Here is a 17,588-nt window from a genome sequence, read left to right as displayed (position 1 = left end):
TTCCTTCCGTCTGCCGTGCGGACGAGCGGTACGAGTATTCACACGGGACCGGCGGCCGAGCGCGGCGAATCGGCAGGGCGGCGTGGGATGGCCGGGGCGATTCCCCCCGATGGCCGAGGCCGCCCGCCCATGAGGTGGCCGAATCGCGCTGAGATGGATGACGAACCCGCGCAGAGCGGCAGTGGGAATGCGGTCCCTCCGCATCGGCGACGACCTGCGACGACGCGACCGTCCCGGAACCGGGCGAGGCCCGGGTACGGGCTGGCATCAAGGCACTGGTGGCGCGTCTCTGAGAACGCAGTGAGGCGGGCGGGGGCGACACCCCGCCCGCCTCACGAATACGCGGGCCTCGGCCCGCTACTTCTTCGCCGGGAAGTACCCCTTCTCGGCGAAGAACTCGACATGCCTGCCGAACAGTTCGCGGGTCGCCTCCGCGCAGTGGATGCCGCTGCCTTCCAGCGCCGCCACCGTCTCGCTGTCGTCGATCGGCGGATAGAAGGCGTCCGGCGCGGCGGCCATCACCTCGAACGCGTCGAAGAGCGGAACCATCGCGTTCTCCGGGTCCGCGATCACCAGATCGCGCCAGGTGTTCCAGTCCAACTCGTCCAGCGGGTACCCGTGCGCACGCAGTTCCTCGACCATCGTGGACAGCGTCAGGCCGGAGTGGCTGCAGACATGGAAGGTCTGGGAGTCCGTCCCCGCCCGGCGCGAGATGTGCAGGATCGCGGCGCTCGCGTAGTCCACCGGCATCAGGCGGAACTGCACCGGGATCTCGCCAGGCACCGCGCCGGCCTGGAGGAGACCCTTCAGAGTCAGCCAGACGAAGTCGCGGGTCTGGCAGGCGCCGGTTTCATGGTCTCCGGCGATCAGGTCGACCCGGTAGACGGAGACCGGCAGGCCCCGGTCCCGGGCCAGCTCGATGATCTGCTCGGCCACCCACTTGCTCTGGGTGTAGCCGGTCGGCAGGGTCTCGCCGGGGCCGCTCGGGTCGGCGACCTTGATCCCCGCGCCGCCGGTGTCCCGGCCGACGTAGACACCGAGAGTCGACACATAGTGCACGGGAACGGTGCGGTGGCGGGCGGCCAGCCGGAGGAGCTCCTCGGTGCCCGACACATTGGCCGCCTTGACCGTCGCATAGGGCTGGACCCAGTTGACCATCGCCCCCGGGTGGTAGACGGCGTCGACCGTACGGGCCAGCTCGTCGAAGCGCTCCGGGGCGAGACCGAGGCCGGGCTCGGCGAGATCGCCGACCACGACCGACAGCCGGGTGCGGTCCACCTGGTCCCAGATTCCGTACCACTCCAGGTTCGCCCGGAGCCGGTCCAGCGCGGCCGTCTCGTCGGCGCCGCGCACCAGGCAGTGCACGGTCGCCTCCGTCGTACGCATCACGTCGCGCAGAAGATATGCGCCGAGGAATCCGGTGGCACCGGTCAGGAAGACTTCCTTGGGGTGCTCGACGACGCGGTGCAGCTCCGCGGCCGGGCGGATGTCGTCGGCAAGGCGTATCTCCGCCGCGAAGTCGACCGCGGGCTGGGGAGCGAGGCCATCGGCCGCACCCCTCTCCCCCACCAGCTCGGCCCACAGATACTCGGTGAGACCGGCCAGGGTGGGGTGGTCGAAGACGAGCGTGGTGGGCAGCCGCAGTCCAGTCAGCGAGCCGAGCCTGTTGCGGAGTTCGACGGCCGTCAGCGAGTCGAAGCCCAGGTCGGTGAAGGGCTGCCGCTCGTCGATGGTGTCGGGAGCCGGATGGCCCAGGACGGCGCCCGCTTCCGCCCGGATCAGTTCCTGCACGCGGTGGCGCTGCTCGTCCTCCGGCAGGCCGGCGAGGTCGCGGGCCAGGGAGCCGACAGCGACATCGCTGTTCCGTGCGGCCGGGCGGGTCGGTACGCGCACGAGTGCACCGAGCACCGCGGGCAGCTGCCGCGGCTGGTCGCGCAGCGCCTCGATGTTGAGCGGCGTGGCCACGGCGGTGGGCCACTCGAGGCTCAGCGCGAGATCCAGCATCGCCGGGCCCCGCTCGGAGGCGATCGGCGGATAGCCGGCGCGGGCGATGCGCTCCAGGTCCGCCGCCGTCAGATCGCCCGTCGTACCCGTCTGCTCCCACAGTCCCCAGGCGACGGAGGTGGCGGGTAGGCCGAGGCCCGCCCGGTACTCGGCGAGGCCGTCGAGGAAGGTGTTCGCGGCGGCGTAACTGGACTGTCCGGCACCGCCGATGACACCCGCGAGCGAGGAGAACAGGACGAACGCCGACAGGTCGAGATCCCGGGTGAGTTCGTGCAGATGCCACGCCGCGTCGACCTTCGGCCGCAGCACGCCGTCAAGACGCTCCGGGGTCATGGCCGTGATCAGGCCGTCGTCCAGGGTGCCCGCCGCGTGCACAACGGCGGTCAGAGGATGGTCGTCCGGCACGGCGGCCAGAACGCCGGCGAGCGCGTCGCGATCCCCGGCGTCGCAGGCGGCGACGGTGACCTGGGCGCCCAGCTCCACGAGCTCTGCCGTCAGCTCGGCGGCGCCCGGCGCATCGGGGCCTCGGCGGCTGGTGAGCAGCAGGTGGGTCACGCCGTGCTCGACGACCAGGTGCCGGGCGAAGAGACCGCCCAGCGTGCCGGTACCGCCGGTGATGAGCACGGTGCCCCTGGGACTCCACGAACCGGAGGGCGAGCCGTCGGCGGCAACCGGCACCCGGCGCAGTCGAGGCAGCAGCACCTTGCCTGCCCGCAGGGCCAGTTGGGACTCGCCGGACGCTACGGCCGCGGACAGGGTCGCGGGCGACGGTTCCTCGTCGCCCGTGTCCGGGGCTGTGTCCACGAGCACGAACCGTCCCGGGTTCTCGGACTGGGCCGAGCGGATCTGGCCCCATACGGCCGCCGCACCCAGATCCCGTACCGTCTCGCCGGGACCGGCGGCGACCGCTCCCCGGGTCAGAACCAGCAGCGGTGTGTCGGCGAGCCGGTCGTCGGCCAACCACGCACGGACCAGGGCCAGTACGCGGTGGGTTGCGTCGTACGCAGCTGCCACAGGATCCTTCGTCTGCTGCGACGTCATGCGTACGAGAACGGCGTCGACATCCCCAAGGCCCGCCGGGGAGACTTCGTCGGCGCTCAACTCGCCGAAGCGAAGCGGCTCAGCGGGCCGGGCGAGCGCGATCGGGGTCCAGTCGGTGTGGAAGAGCGCGTCACCGTCGCGGGTCCCGGCGCGTTCGAGCTGACCGGTGGCTGGGGGCGCCAGGGTGAGTGAACCGATGGCAGCGACCGGCTGACCGCTCAAGTCCGTGAGCAATGCGGACAGTTGGCCGTCGGCCGACCGGGTCAGCTTGGCGCGCAGCGCCGTGGCGCCGGTGGCGTAGAGCTGGATGTCGTCCCAGGTGACGGCGGTACGTGCGACCGGCCCGGGCGGGGCGCCGAGGTCGGTGTGGGCTTCGGCGTCGCCGTCGGCGAGCAGGGCCGCGTGGGTCACCGCGTCCAGCAGCGCCGGGTGCAGCCCGAACCGGGCAGCCTCGCCACGTACCTGCTCGGGCAGGGACAGCTCGGCGTAGACGACGGAGGTGTCCGCGACTGAGGTGTCCGTGCGCCAGAGGGCCGTGAGCCCCTGGAACCTCGGGCCGTACGCCAGGCCCGCCGCGGCGAGCCGCCCGTACGCCCCGTCGATGTCGATCGCCTCGGCCCCCGCGGGCGGCCACTGGCCCAGGGTGAACGGCGCGCCCCGCCCCCGTACGCTCAGCCGCGCCCGGGCCGTCTCGGTCCAGGCGACATCGCCGCCCTCCGGGCGGGCGTGCACGGTGAGGGCCCGCCCGCCCTCCTCGTCCGGTGCTCCCACCGCGACCTGGAGCTGCACACCGCCGCGCTCGGGCAGCACGAGCGGCGCGCTGATCGAGAGTTCGTCCACGGCCGTGCAGCCGAGCTCGTCACCGGCCCGGAGTGCCAGTTCCACCAGGGCGGACGACGGCAGCACGGCCGCGCCCGCGACGGCGTGGTCGGCCAGCCAGGGGTGCGTGTGCAGCGACAGCCTGCTGGTGAACAGCGTTAGTTCGGCTCCGGCGACCGCGACCGCCGCGCCGAGCAGCGGATGCCCGGTCGCGCTCATGCCCAGACCGGCGGCGTCGAGCGACTCGGAGCCGGACTCGTACCAGTACCGCTCATGCTGGAAGGCGTACGTCGGCAGCACGACGCGGCGTGCGCCGGTGCCCGCGAACAGCCGTGGCCAGTCGACCCCGCCGCCGCGCGCGTGGTACGTGCCCAGCGAGGTGAGAAAACGCCCGATGCCGCCCTCGTCGCGCCTGAGGGTGCCGGTGAGGACGGTGTCGTCGCCGAGGTTCTCCTGAAGATGCGAGATCAGCACCGGGTGCGGGCTGATCTCGACGAAGATGCCGTGCCCCTGCTCGGCCAGGGCTTGGGCGGAGCGCGCGAACTCGACGGTCCCGCGCAGATTCGTGTACCAGTACTCGGCGTCAAGACGGGTGGTCTCCACCCAGTCGCACGTCACCGTCGAGAAGAACGGAACGGTCCCCTGCTGCGGCCGTACGGGCGCCAGCGCCGCCAGCAGCTCCTGCTTGACCCGCTCCACCTGCGCGGAGTGTGAGGCGAAGTCCGTCGGGAACCGCTTGGTCCGTGCACCGTCCGCCTTGCACTGCGCGATGAACTCGCCGAGGGCGTCGGGGTCTCCGGCGACCAGCACCGAGCTGGGGCCGTTCTCCACCGCGATCGACAGCCGCCCTTCCCACGGCTCCAGGCGTGCGGCGACCTCCTCGCGCGGCAGCCCGACCGCGCCCATGCCGCCGGTGCCCTGGAGCTTGAGGGCGATGATGCTGCGCAGGGCGACCACCCGGGCCGCGTCGTCCAGCGACAGGGCGCCCGCCACATACGCGGCGGCGACCTCGCCCTGGGAGTGCCCGACGACGGCCGCGGGTTCCACGCCGTACGAACGCCACAGCTCCGCGAGGGAGACCATGACCGCGAACAGCGCGGGCTGAACCACATCGAGCCGCTCCAGCGAGGCCGCTCCCTCCGCGCCGCGCAGCACGTCCTCCAACGACCAGTCGATGTACGGCTCCAGAGCTTTGGCGCACTCCGCGATCCGCGCGGCGAACACCTCCGAGGCGTCCAGCAACTCCTGGGCCATCGCGGGCCACTGGCTGCCCTGGCCGGGGAAGACGAACACCGTCTTGCCGTTCTCACCGGGACTGCCGGCGGTCCCCTCGATGACGGCGTCGGACGCGACGCCGTTCGCCAGCGCGTCCAGACCGCTCAGCAGCTCCACGCGCCGCTGGCCGACGACCAGGGCCCGGTGCTCCATCGCCGTACGGGTGGTGGCGAGGGACAGTGCCACATCCAGGGTGCCGGGGGCGGAGTCACGGTCGGCGAAGGACCGCAGCCGACGGGCCTGTGCGCGCAGCGCCTCGGGGGTCTTGGCGGACAGCACCCACGGCACGGCCGGCACCCCAGCGGCCGGAATTTTCTCGGCCGGGATTCCGTCGGCCGGGATTCCGTCAGTCAGGATTTCGTCGGCCTGGATCCCGTCGGCATCGATCCTGTCGGCCTCCTCCACCGGTTCCTTCTCCGGCGGTGCCTGTTCCAGGATGACGTGGGCGTTGGTGCCGCTCGCGCCGAACGCGGACACCGCACCCCGGCGGGGCGCGCCTGTCTCGGGCCACGGCCGGGTCTCGCCGAGGAGCTCGAGATCGCCCGCCGACCAGTCCACGAACGGCGTGGGCTCGTCCAGATGCAGCATCTTGGGCAGCACGCCGTGCCGCATCGACTGGATCATCTTGATCAGACCGCCGACGCCCGAAGCGGCCTGCGCATGACCGATGTTGGACTTGAAGGAGCCGACGAGCAGCGGTCGCCCCTCGGGCCTGGAACGGCCGTAGGTGGCGAGCAGCGCCTGCGCCTCGATGGGGTCGCCGAGCCGAGTGCCGGTGCCATGAGCCTCCACGGCGTCCACATCGGCCGCCGTCAGCCTGGCGTTGGCCAGGGCCTGGCGGATCACCCGCTCCTGCGAGGGACCGTTGGGAGCCGTCAAACCATTCGACGCACCGTCCTGGTTGACCGCGCTCCCCCGGACCACGGCGAGCACCTGGTGACCATTGCGCCGCGCGTCCGAGAGCTTCTCAAGGACCAGCAGTCCGACGCCTTCGGACCAGCCGATGCCGTCGGCGGCGGCGGAGAAGGGCTTGCAGCGGCCGTCCTCGGCTAGCCCGCGCTGCCGTGAGCCGTCGATGTATCCGCCGGGATGCGCGGAAATGTACGACGCGCCGGCGAGCGCCAGCGTCGACTCGCCCGAACGGAGCGACTGCGCCGCCAGATGCAGGGCGACCAGCGACGACGAGCAGGCGGTGTCGACCGAAACCGAGGGGCCTTCGAGCCCGAGGGTGTACGAGATACGGCCCGAGGCCATCGAACTGAGCTTGCTGGTCATCTGGTAGCCCTCGAACTCCTCGGGGCTGTCCAGATCCAGATAGCTCTGCTCCACCAGGCCCGCGAAGACACCGGTCCTGCTCCCCTTGAGCGACGTAGGGTCGATGCCCGCCTGCTCCAGGGCCTCCCACGCGGTCTCCAGCAGGACTCGCTGCTGCGGGTCCATCGCCAGTGCCTCACGCGGCGAGATCCCGAAGAAGGCCGCGTCGAACCGCGTTGCGCCGTCGAGGAAACCGCCCTGCCGAATGTAGATCTTGCCGGGTTTGGACGGATCGGGGTCGTAGAGGCTGTCGAGATCCCAGCCCCGGTCGGTGGGGAAGTCCGAGATCGCATCGCCCTCGTCGATGACAAGCTGCCACAGCTGGTCCGGCGATTCGACACTCGGGAATCGGCAGGCCATGCCGACGATCGCGACGGGCTCGTCCTGGTCCGCCTCCAGTTCGGCCACCCGCTGGCGCGTCTTCTGGAGATCCGCGGTCACCCATTTGAGGTATTCGACCAGCTTCTCTTCATTCGGCATGTGGAACCCGCTTCTCCTTGGATTGCTGAGAGGTGCCTGAGAGGGATGTTCAGTTGGCGCCGCGGCCCAGCTCGCTGTCGATGAAGTCGAAGATCTCGTCGGCCGAGGCCTCGGCGAGCCTGCTCGCCGCATCGGGACCCTGGCCTTCCTCCGCCGGGGCCGGGCCGAGCTTCGCCAGCAGAACCCGCAGCCGTTCGGTGATCACGGTCCGGTCCGGGCCGACGGGGTCGGCCGCCGAGATCGCGGCTTCCAGACCGTCGAGCTCGGCCAGGACGAACGTCGCGCCGGGCTCCTCCTCGGCTGCCACCTGTGCGAGGACGTACTGAGTGAGTACGGCCGGCGATGGGTGGTCGAAGATCAGGGTCGCGGCCAGCGGCAGCCCGGTCTCCGCCTTGAGCCGGTTGCGCAGGTCGACGGCCGTGAGCGAGTCGAAGCCCATTTCCTGGAACGGCCGTTCGGTCCCGATCGAGGACGCCTCGGTGCGGCCGAGTACGTCCGCAACCTGCGTCCGCACCAGGTCGAGAACGATCCTGTGCCGCTCGTCGTCGTCCAGTCCGGCCAGCCGTCCCACCAGTGGCTCGGCCGTCGCGCCGGTGTGGGCGGTGCCTCGTGCCGGAACCCTGGCCAGGGCCCGGAACAGCGCCGGTACGCTGCCGTGCGCGCGCATCGCGGACAGGTTCACGGGCGTGGCGACCAGGACCGCGCTACCCGTGGCCCCGCCCGCACCGGCCGGAGCCGAGAGCGCGGCGTCGAAGAGCGCCGTGCCCATGGGCGGCGTGATCGGCCGGAAGCCCTCCCGGACCTGTCGGGCCCTACTGGCTTCGTCCAGGCCCGAGTTGATGCCGCCCGCCCCCTCCGGAAGGTCCCACAGCCCCCAGGCGAGCGCCGTCGCGGGCAGCCCGTGCGCCGCCCGGTGGGCGGCCAGCGCGTCGAGGTAGGCGTTCGCCGCCGCGTAGTTCGCCCGGCCCGGTCCGCCCAGTGCTCCCGCCGCGTCAGAGAACATCACGAAGGCGGCAAGGTCCATGTCACGGGTGAGCTCGTGCAGATGCCATGCGCCGTCGGCCTTCGGACCCAGTACGGCATCGAGACGGACGGAGTCGAGCGTGCCGACCACGCCGTTGTCCAGGGTGCCCGCCGTGTGGACGACAGCGGTCAGCGGGTGCTCGGCCGGTATCGCGGCCAGCACCCGGGCGAGCGCTTCGCGGTCGGCGACGTCGCAGGCGGCGAAGGCGGCCTGTGCGCCGAGCTCGGCCAGTTCGATCGCCAACTCCCGGGCGCCGTCCGCCTCCTGGCCTCGACGGCCGACGAGCAGTAGCTGTCGTACGCCGTACCGGGCCGCCAGGTGCCGGGCGAACAGGCCGCCCAGGGCGCCGGTGCCGCCGGTGATCAGCACGGTGCCTTCCGGGTCGAAGGTCCGGGCGCGCGCGCCCTCCAACGTCGGCCGGCCGAGGCGTGGCGCCAGCAGTCGTCCGTCCCGTACGGCGGTCTCGGGCTCGCCCGATGCGAGGGCCGCGGTGAAGGTGGCGAGCGGGATCTCTGCGGCTGCGGTTCCGCTGTCCATGTCGACGAGCACAATCCGGTCCGGGTGCTCGGCCTGGGCGGAGCGCAGCAGGCCGCGGACCGTCGCCGCCTCCAGATCGACGGAGTCCGCCACGCCGACCGCCGCGCCACCACTGGTGACCACGACGAGCCGTGTTCCGGCAAGCCGTTCGTCGGCGAGCCAGTCCTGTACGAGGGTCAGCGCGCGGTGGGCTGCCGCTCGGACGGCGGTGCCACCGTCAGCCGTGCCGGAAGGCCAGCTGATCAGTACGGCGTCGAGCGGTGTGCCGGACTCGACGGCCTTGCCGACGGCCGCCACGTCCTCATGGCACTCGACGCCGTGATCGCCGGTGCCGGAGCCGAGGGCCGCCCACTGGAGCGGTCCGTGGGACTGCGGCACGGCGACCGGGGTCCACTCGACGCGGAAGAGTGCGTCGGCGTACGCACCGGAGGCGGCGGTGAACTCCTCCTCGGCGATTTCCCGGTAACCGACCGAGTCCACGGTGGCAATCACCTCACCTTGATCATCGGTGAGTTGGATTGAGACAGTGTTCTCGGCGGTCTCCGTCAGCCGGGCCCGTACGGACGAGGCACCAAGTGCGTACGTACGTATCCCGTGCCACTCGACGGGTACGAGCACGGTGCCTTCACCCGCCGTGAACGGGTGGTTGAGGAGGGCGGCATCCAGCAGGGCCGGGTGCAGCCCATAGCCGTCCTCCACCAGGTGGTCCGGCAGCCGGACATCGAAGGTGGCTTCGGTGGTTGCGGCTCGCAGGCTGTGATCGCCTCCGGCTCCGGCTCCGGCTCCTAGGATGCCGTCGGCATGCAGGGTCCAGGGCGCGTCGGCCCTTTCGGGACGGGCGTACACAGCGAGCGAACGCCGCTCCGCACTCGCCGTACCCGGGGCGCCCACCCTGACCTGGATCTGCACCGCCGCCTGGGACGCCGGCAGCACGAGCGGCGTCCGGAGCACCAGCTCCTCAACGGCGGTCGCCCCGACCTCGTCGCCCGCGCGCGCCGCCAGCTCCACGAACGTACCGGCCGACAGGACAACACTGCCGAAGACGGTGTGCTCCGCCAGCCACGGCCGGGTCCGCGTCGAGATCCCGCTGGTGAACAGCATCTCGTCAGCGCCGGCAAGGTCGAGCGCGGCACCGAGCAGCGGGTGCCCGGTCGCGCTCATACCCGGTCCCCCGGCCTCGTCGCCCGCCATGTCGGCGTCCAGCCAGTAACGCTCCTGCTGGAAGGCGTAAGTGGGCAGATCCACGCGGCGGGCTCCGCTGCCCGCGAAGAAGGCATGCCAGTCGACCGGCAGGCCGCTTGCGTACAGCTGCCCCAGCCCGGCGACGAGCGTGCCGGTCTCGGACCGGTCGCGTCGCAGCAGCGGCAGCGCCAGGTGTTCGCCCTGCTCGCCCTGCTCCCCCTGTTGCTCGTCGAGCGTGTCCTCGACGAGGGCGGTCAGTACGCCGCCGGGGCCGATCTCGACAAACCTCGTCACCCCTTCGCGGGCAAGGGTGCGCACGCCGTCGGCGAAGCGGACGGCCTCGCGCACGTGCCGTGCCCAGTACTCCGCGGAGCCGAGCTGAGCCGCGTTGGCGAGTTCACCGGTGACGTTGGAGACGAGGGGGATGTGGGGTGCGTTGTACGTCAGTCCCGCCGCGATCTCACGGAATTCGTCCAGCATCCCGTCCATACGCGGCGAATGAAACGCGTGCGAAACCGTCAGGCGTCGGGTCTTGCGCCCCAGCGCCTCGAGTCGTGCCGCCACCGCCAGCACCGCGTCCTCATCACCGGACAGCACCGTCGCCCGCGGCCCGTTCACCGCCGCGATCGCCGCCCGGCCCGAGAAGTCCTCCAACAGCGGCAGGACCTCGTCCTCGGTGGCCTGCACCGCCACCATCGCCCCACCGGCCGGCAACGCCTGCATCAACCGCGCCCGCGCCGCCACCAGCACCGCCGCGTCCGCAAGCGACAACACCCCGGCCACATGAGCCGCCACAAGCTCACCAACCGAATGCCCCGCCACGAAGTCCGGACGTACCCCCCAGGACTCCACCAGCCGGAACAGCGCGACCTCAACGGCGAACAACGCCGGCTGGGTGAACGCCGTCTGATCCAGCAGCCCCGACTCATCGGCGAACAACACATCCTTCAACGGCCGCGTCAGTTCACCGTCCAGATGCGCACACACCTCGTCGAAGGCACGGGCGAACTCCGACACCCTCTCGTACAGTTCACGCCCCATCCCCAGCCGCTGACTCCCCTGCCCCGTGAACAAGAACGCGGTTCGGCCCTGATCGCGCGTGCCACGAACCACACCGGGTGCAAAGACCCCGGTTGCCAGCGCTCCGAGGCCGGCCAGCAGCTCAGCCCGGTCGGTACCGACGACGACGGCTCGCTGTTCCAGCGCCGCGCGGCCGGTGGTCAGTGTGTACGCCACGTCCAGCTCATCCGGACCACTCGCACCCGAGACGGATGCGAGCAGACGCTGTGCCTGGACCGTCAGAGCCTCGGCGGAATTGCCCGATACCGCCCAGGGCAGCACGGGAAGTCCGACTCCGCCGCTCACCGGAGCATGAGTCTCGGGCTCGGCCGGCTGCTCGATGATGACGTGGGCATTGGTGCCGCTGATCCCGAAGGACGAGACACCTGCTCGGCGCGGCCGACCGTCACCCTGCTGCCACGGCTGCTCCTCGCTCAGCAGGCGTACGGCACCGGAGTCCCAGTCCACATGCGGTGTCGGGTCGTCGATGTGCAGGCTCTTCGGCAGTACTCCGTGCCGCATGGCCTGGATCATCTTGATCACACCACCGACACCGGCCGCCGCCTGGCTGTGCCCGATGTTGGACTTCAGCGAGCCCAGCCACAACGGCCGCTCCCCCACTCGCTCCTGACCGTAGGTCGCCAGCAGCGCCTGTGCCTCGATGGGGTCGCCGAGCGTGGTGCCGGTCCCATGGGCCTCGACCGCGTCCACATCCGCCGGCGTCAGCTTGGCGTTGGCCAGGGCCTGGCGGATCACCCGCTCCTGCGAGGGACCGTTCGGCGCCGTCAAACCATTCGACGCACCATCCTGGTTGACCGCACTCCCCCGGACCACGGCGAGCACCCGATGACCGTTGCGCCGCGCGTCGGACAGCCGCTCGACCAGCAGCAGCCCCACACCCTCCGACCAGCCCGTACCATCCGCCGCCGCCGAGAACGGCTTGCAGCGACCGTCGGCAGACAGTCCCCGCTGGCGTGAGAACTCTACGAACGCCTGCGGAGTGGACATGACGGTGACGCCACCGGCCAGTGCCATGTCGCACTCACCCTGGCGCAGGGCGTTCGCCGCGAGATGCAGGGCGACCAGCGACGACGAGCAGGCGGTGTCCACCGTGACCGCCGGACCCTCCAGACCGTAGGTGTAGGCGAGGCGCCCCGAGGCGACGCTGCCCGCGTTGCCGCTCGCGAGGTAGCCCTCAAGATCCTTGGGCACGTTCCGTATGCGCGAGCCGTAGTCGTGGTACATCACGCCGGCGAATACGCCGGTACGGCTGCCGCGCAGCGTCTCCGGATCGACACCGGCGTTCTCGAAGGTCTCCCACGCGGTCTGCAGCAACAGTCGCTGCTGAGGGTCTGTGGCGAGTGCCTCGCGCGGGGACATGCCGAAGAACTCCGGGTCGAACTCGTCGGCGTCGTAGAGGAATCCGCCGTGCCGCGTGTAGGAGGTTCCCGTCTTCATCGGGTCGGGGTCGTACAGCCCGTTCAGATTCCAGCCACGATTGACCGGGAACTCACCGACCGCATCCACCCCGTCGGCCACCAGCCGCCACAACTCCTCGGGAGAACGCACACCACCAGGGAAGCGGCAGGCCATACCGACGATTGCAATCGGCTCATCGGCCACCACCGACGAATACGCGTCGGCAACGGGCGCGGCCGGGCTGCCCGAGATCTGCTGAGTCAGATAGGCCGCGAGGGCGTCCGGGGACGGATGGTCGAAGACGAGGGTGGTCGGCAGGCGCAGCCCGGTCGCTGCGCCCAGCCGGTTACGGAGTTCGACCGAGGTGAGCGAGTCGAAGCCCATTTCCTGGAACGCCCGGTCGCCCGCGATCCCGGCCGTGTCGGCATGGCCGAGCACGCCGGCGACATGCGTGCCTACGAGATCGCTGAGCGCGCGCTGCTGGTCGGCCCGGGAGAGGCCGGCCAGGCGGTGGGTCAGCGACTCCTCCTCGGAGCGAGTACTCGCGGCGGCCGAACGCCGCCGGGGAGCAGCCGGTACGAGCCCGCGCAGCAGGAGGGGTGCTGGTTCGGTGTTCCGTGCGCGCAGCGCGGCTGTGTTGAGCTTGGTGACAGCGAGTACGGCTTCACCGGTGGCGGACGCCGCATCGAACCAGGCCATCGCATCGGCGGAGGAGATCGGCGCAAGGCCCATGCGGGCCATCCGCTGCAGATCCACCTCCGCCAAATGCCCGGTCAGCGAGCTGGACTCCTCCCACAGACCCCACGCCAGGGAGACCGCGGGCAGACCGTTCGCCCGGCGATGCGCCGCCAGAGCGTCCAGGAACGCGTTGCCCGCCGCATAGTTGGCCTGACCCGCCGTGCCCAGCAGACCCGCCAGCGACGAATACAGCACAAACGCCGACAGCCCCAGATCAGCCGTCAACTCATGCAGATTCCACCCCGCATCCACCTTCGGCCGCAGAACCCGCGACAGCTGCTCCTCACTCATCGCCGCGACAACGCCGTCGTCAAGAACGCCTGCCGTGTGAATGACAGCCGTCAGCGGATGGTCGGCAGGCACTCCCGCAAGGACCGCCGCCAGCGCATCACGGTCCGCCGCGTCACACGCCGAGAACGTGACCTCGACTCCCAACCCGGCAAGTTCTTGCCGCAGTTCAACAGCACCCTCAGCCTGCTCCCCACGCCGGCTCAGCAGCAGAAGACGGCGCGCACCATGCTCGGCCACCAGATGCCTGACGAGTACGCCACCGAGCGCACCGGTCGCACCCGTGATCAGCACCGTCCCCCGGCTCCAGTCCGGTCCCGCAACTGCCTTGTCCTCGGCCTGAGTCGCCCGGGAAAGACGGGGCACGCGCAACTGACCGTCCCGCACCGCCACCTGCGGCTCCCCGGAGGCAATAGCCTCCGCCAGCCGTCCCTCCGCTGCATCGGCATGGGCATGGGCATCGACATCGACCAGTACGAACCGACCGGGGTTCTCCGTCTGCGCGGACCGCACCAGACCCCAGACGGGCGCAGCCGCCAGATCGGTCACGTCCTCGCCCTCACCAGCGGCGACCGCACGCGACGTGACAAAGATCAACCGCGACCCGTCGTACCGCTCATCGCCCAGGAACCGCTGGATCAGCCGCAGCGCACGACTCGCCCCCGCCGTCCGTACGACGACATCGTCGCCGCCCACATCCGGCAGCTCGTCCCCGCTCACCTCGATCCAACGCACCGCACCGGTCTCCGGGAGGGCGATCGGCTGCCATTCGACTTTGAACAGGCCATCGCCCCGTACCGCCGCCTGCACAGCCGGCGGCCGTAGAACCAACTCGTCGACAGACACAACCGGCGCACCCGCCGTATCCGCCACCGTCAGCGACACGGTCTCCGGGCCCGTGCTCCTCAGGCGTACACGCAGGCTCGACGCACCCACGGCATGCACCTGCACACCGCTCCACGAGAACGGAAGCCGCTTCGGCACATCTCCATCCACCACACCCGGCAGCAACGGATGCAACGCCGCGTCCAACAACGCCGGATGCAGGACGAACCGCTCCGCATCCCCTCGCAGCTCCTCACCCAGCGCCACCTCGGCAAAGACCTCACCCTCAGCGCGCCACACCCGGCGAAGCCCCGCAAACGCCGGACCGTACCCAAACCCCCCATCGGCCAACCGGCCATACACACCATCGAGATCAACCTCAACAGCACCCACCGGCGGCCACACCCCAAGCCCTCCGCCCCGCTCAGAACCGCCAGCCAACCGCCCACCGGCATGCAGCACCCACGGACCCTCCTCGCCATCGGGACGCGCATACACCTCAATCCGCCGGGCGCCGGAGTCATCGGGCTCCGCCAGGACCACCTGCAGCTGCACACCGCCGCGCTCGGGAAGCACCAACGGCGCGGTCAACGTCAGTTCCTCGACACAGTGGAGGCCGACCTCTTCGCCCGCTCGCAGCGCCAGGTCCAGCAGCCCGGTGCCCGGGAACAGCGTCGCGCCATGCACAGTGTGGTCGGCCAGCCAGGGATGAGTGGCGGTCGACAGATGGCCGGTGAAGAGCACATCACTACCGTCCGCCGGGCGCACCATCGCGCCGATCAGCGGGTGACCGGTCGGCGTCAGCCCCAGTCCACCCGTGTCCGCAGCCGGACCGGTCGCGGTCAGCCAGTGGCGTGAAGTCTGGAAGGCGTAGGTGGGCAGGTCGACGCGGCGGGCTCCGCTGCCCGCGAAGAAGGCATTCCAGTCCACCGGGACGCCCCTGGCGTGGAGTCGGCCGAGGGCAGTGAGGAAGGTGGAGAGCTCGGGGCGTCCGCTGCGCAGCGCGGGTACGGACACCACGGCGTCGGTGTCGACCCCAGCGTCTTCCACGGTCGCGTCGACCATGGCCGAGAGCACACCGTCGGGGCCCAGCTCCAGCAGGGTGGCGACGCCCTCGGCCTGGAGGGCGCGGGCCGCGTCGGCGAAGCGTACAGCCTGGCGGACCTGAGCGGCCCAGTAGTCCGGGGAGCGCAGATCCTCGCCCTCGGCCACTCGTCCCGTCACCGTGGAGACGAGGGGGATGTGGGGTGCGTTGTACGTCAGTCCCGCCGCGATCTCACGGAATCCGTCCAGCATCCCGTCCATACGCGGCGAATGAAACGCGTGCGAAACCGTCAGGCGTCGGGTCTTGCGCCCCAGCGCCTCGAGTCGTGCCGCCACCGCCAGCACCGCGTCCTCATCACCGGACACCACCGTCGCCCGCGGCCCGTTCACCGCCGCGATCGCCGCCCGGCCCGAGAAGTCCTCCAACAGCGGCAGGACCTCGTCCTCGGTGGCCTGCACCGCCACCATCGCCCCACCGGCCGGCAACGCCTGCATCAACCGCGCCCGCGCCGCCACCAGCACCGCCGCGTCCGCAAGCGACAACACCCCGGCCACATGAGCCGCCACAAGCTCACCAACCGAATGCCCCGCCACGAAGTCCGGACGTACCCCCCAGGACTCCACCAGCCGGAACAGCGCGACCTCAACGGCGAACAACGCCGGCTGGGTGAACGCCGTCTGATCCAGCAGCCCCGACTCATCGGCGAACAACACATCCTTCAACGGCCGCGTCAGTTCACCGTCCAGATGCGCACACACCTCGTCGAAGGCACGGGCGAACTCCGACACCCTCTCGTACAGTTCACGCCCCATCCCCAGCCGCTGACTCCCCTGCCCCGTGAACAAGAACGCAGTCTTTTCGCTACGCACCTCGGCAGGAGCGTTCTCACCACGGACCACGGCCTCCAGGCCGCGCAGCAGCTCGGCACGGTCCTCACCGACGACCGCGGCACGCCGTTCCAAGGCCGCCCGGGTTGTCGCCAGCGACAAGCCGACATCCACCAGCGGTAGTTCCGGATACTCGGTGAGATACGCGTGCAGCCGCTCGGCCTGGGCACGCAGACCCGCGGCATCACGACCGGACAACAGCCAGGGGACGGCGGTCAGGGGCGTGCCGGAGGGAGTCTCCTCCTCGGCCTCCTCAACCGCAGCCTCCGCGGCCTGCTCGATGATGATGTGCGCGTTGGTGCCACCGAATCCGAAGGACGAGATGCCCGCGCGGCGGGGAGCGTCTGTCTGCGGCCAGTCCTGCTCCTCGCTCAGCAGACGTACGGCACCGGCTTCCCAGTCCACATGCGGTGACGGCTCTCCCACATGCAAGGTCCTCGGAAGCACCCCGTGCCGCATCGCCTGAATCATCTTGATCACACCACCGACACCGGCCGCCGCCTGCGCATGACCAATATTCGACTTCAGCGAACCCAGCCACAACGGCCGATCCCCCGCACGCTCCCGCCCATACGTCGCCAGCAGAGCCTGCGCCTCGATCGGATCACCCAGCGTCGTACCCGTCCCATGCGCCTCGACCGCATCCACATCCGCAGCCGACAACCCCGCATTCGCCAGAGCCTGACGGATCACCCGCTCCTGCGAGGGACCATTCGGCGCCGTCAAACCATTCGACGCACCATCCTGGTTGACCGCACTCCCCCGCAGCACCGCCAGCACCCGATGACCCTGCCGCCGCGCATCCGACAACCGCTCCACCAGCAGCAGCCCCACACCCTCCGACCAGCCCGTACCATCCGCCGCCGCCGAGAACGACTTGCACCGACCATCGGCAGACAGCCCGCGGAGCCGGGAGAATTCGACGAACGCGACCGGAGTCGACATCACCGTCGCGCCGCCGGCCAAGGCGAAGTCGCACTCGCCCCGGCGCAGCGCGTTCGCCGCGAGATGCAGGGCGACCAGCGACGACGAGCAGGCGGTGTCCACCGTGACCGCCGGACCCTCCAGACCGTACGTATAGGCCAGCCGCCCGGAGGCGATGCTGCCCGCGCTGCCGCTGAAGAGATAGCCCTCGAAGTCCTCGGGCGGCAGGTGGGGACGTGAGCCGTAGTCGCTGTACATGACGCCAGTGAAGACGCCCGTACGGCTGCCGCGCAGCGTCTCCGGATCGACACCGGCGTTCTCGAAGGTCTCCCACGCGGTCTGCAGCAACAGTCGCTGCTGCGGATCGGTCGCCACCGCCTCGCGCGGCGACATCCCGAAGAACTCCGGATCGAACAGATCGGCGTCATAAAGAAAACCACCGTGCCGCGTGTAGGACGCCCCGGCCTTCGCCGGATCCGGGTCATACAGCCCATCCAGATCCCAGCCACGATTGAGCGGGAACTCACCGACCGCATCCACCCCGTCGGCCACCAGCCGCCACAACCCCTCCGGAGAGTTCACACCACCCGGGTAGCGGCACGCCATGCCCACAATCGCGATCGGCTCATGCTGCTTGTCCTCGACTTCGCGCAGGCGCTTGCGTGCGTCGCGCGCATCGGCGATGGCCCGCTTGAGATATTCGCGGAGCTTTTCCTCGTCAGCCACG

At 70.6% G+C, this 17,588-nt stretch carries 1 protein-coding gene and 1 pseudogene; both read right to left on the bottom strand.

Features of this window, described 5'->3' with window-relative positions; all coding sequences use genetic code 11:
- Positions 1–357: 357 nt before the first annotated feature.
- Positions 358–7,065: a type I polyketide synthase gene (locus OG729_RS35900; protein WP_405810159.1), complete on the bottom strand. Its 6,708-nt coding sequence runs from the start codon at positions 7,063–7,065 to the stop codon at positions 358–360.
- Positions 6,983–17,548: pseudogene (locus OG729_RS35895) on the bottom strand (SDR family NAD(P)-dependent oxidoreductase); the annotation flags it as partial. The gene OG729_RS35900 and the pseudogene OG729_RS35895, both read right to left, overlap by 83 nt.
- Positions 17,549–17,588: the final 40 nt, after the last annotated feature.

This window comes from Streptomyces sp. NBC_00210 (assembly GCF_045160975.1).
In the GTDB taxonomy this organism is placed as follows: domain Bacteria; phylum Actinomycetota; class Actinomycetes; order Streptomycetales; family Streptomycetaceae; genus Streptomyces.
Note: the sequence above shows the minus strand (reverse complement) of the source record. Positions and strands in the feature narration are given on the sequence as shown.